The 1627-nt window shown below is 68.0% G+C and carries 1 protein-coding gene; it reads right to left on the bottom strand.

What is annotated here, in order from left to right; all coding sequences use genetic code 11:
• On the bottom strand, positions 1 to 1627 hold a 1627-nt coding region (locus PMI12_RS27765), incomplete at both ends, for a condensation domain-containing protein (protein WP_042674634.1).

A 1627-nucleotide genomic window follows, 5' to 3' on the forward strand; every position in this document is an offset into this window, starting at 1 on the left:
TAATGGTCCGCCATGCGCTCCATGCTCCGCGGCTCGAACAATTCCGCTGCATAGCGCAGGCTCACCCGCACGCGGCCATCGGCGTCCTCTGTGGTTTCCAGCGTCAGTTCGAACTGCGCCGCCTGCGCCCCCAGGTCGCACTCGGTCAACGTCAGGCCGGGTATACCCTGCAGCGCAGCAGCGTCACCCCGCTGATGGTTGAACAGCACCTGGAACAGCGGGTTCGCACCAGGAACGCGTTCCGGCTGCAGCGCTTCCACCAGTTGCTCGAAAGGCAAGTCCTGATGCGCCTGCGCGCCGAGGGCCGCGTCTTTCGCGCGGGCCAGCACCTGCGACAGACTTTCGCGGCCGTCCAGCACGTTGCGCAGCACTTGCGTATTGACGAAGAAGCCGATGACGTTCTCGGTCTCCGCCCGGTGCCGGTTGGCAATGGGCACGCCTACGCGAACGTCCGGCTCGCCGGTGTAGCGGTTCAGCAGCACCTGGAAGCCTGCAAGCAGGCCCATGAACAGCGTCGCGCCCTGGGCCTGCAAGCGCTTGTGCAGCTTGCGAACCAGATCGTTCGGCAGTTCGAAGCCGTGCCGTACCGCGGTGTAGCGGCCATCCGCGTTGCGTGCGCGGTCGGTGGGCAGTTGCAGCACGGGCTGACCGGTGCCGAGGTGCTGCTTCCAGTACGCCAGCTGGCGATCCCGCTCGCCGGCCTCCAGCCAGTCGCGCTGCCATGCGGCGTAGTCGGCGTACTGGATCGGCAGCGGCGGCAGTGCTGCGGTCGCGCCTTGCATGTGCGCGCCGTACTGGGCGACGAACTCGTCGACCACGACCTGCATCGACCAGCCGTCGGACACGATGTGGTGCATCACCACGACGAGCATGTGTTCCTCGGGCGCCAGGCGGATCAGGCCAACACGCAGCAGTGGCCCTTCGGCCAGGTCGAAGGGCGTGTGGCTCAGGCGCGAGGCTTCTTCGTTGCTGCGCGCTTCGCGCTCTCGCTCGTTGCGCAGCGCCGAGAGATCGACCACCGCGATGTCGAGCGGAGCGGCTTCTCGGATCACCTGCTCGGCCAGGCCTTGCGCGTCGGTGCGGAACACGGTGCGCAGCGACTCGTGGCGCTGCACCAGCGCGTCGAAGCTCGCGCGCACGGCGCTCACGTCGAGCGGGCCCGCCAGCTTCAGCGCGCCGCTGATGTGGTACGCCGTGCTCTGCGGGTCGAACTGCCACAGGAACCATTGGCGCATCTGCGCATGGGACAGCGCCAGCGTGCCGGCACGCTGCGCCGCCGTCAGCACGGGGATCGCTTGCGTTTCCGAAGGCTGGCCGCCCTGCACGGCGCGCGCGATGCGAGACAGGCTCTGGTGTTCGAACACCTGACGCGGGTTCAGCGGCACGCCGGCCCTGGCCGCGCGCGCGGTCACCTTGAGGCTCAGGATGGAATCGCCGCCGAGCTCGAAGTAGTTGTCATGGCGGCCGACCTTCTCGACCTGCAGGACTTCGGCCCAGATGGCTGCGAGGGCCTGTTCGACTTCGCCTTCGGGCGCTTCGTACGCCCTGTCGCTGCTGAACTCGGGCGCAGGCAGCGCCTTGCGGTCCACCTTGCCGTTGGCGTTCAGCGGCAGTGCATCGAGCACCA

This window comes from Variovorax sp. CF313, assembly GCF_000282635.1.
In the GTDB taxonomy this organism is placed as follows: domain Bacteria; phylum Pseudomonadota; class Gammaproteobacteria; order Burkholderiales; family Burkholderiaceae_C; genus Variovorax.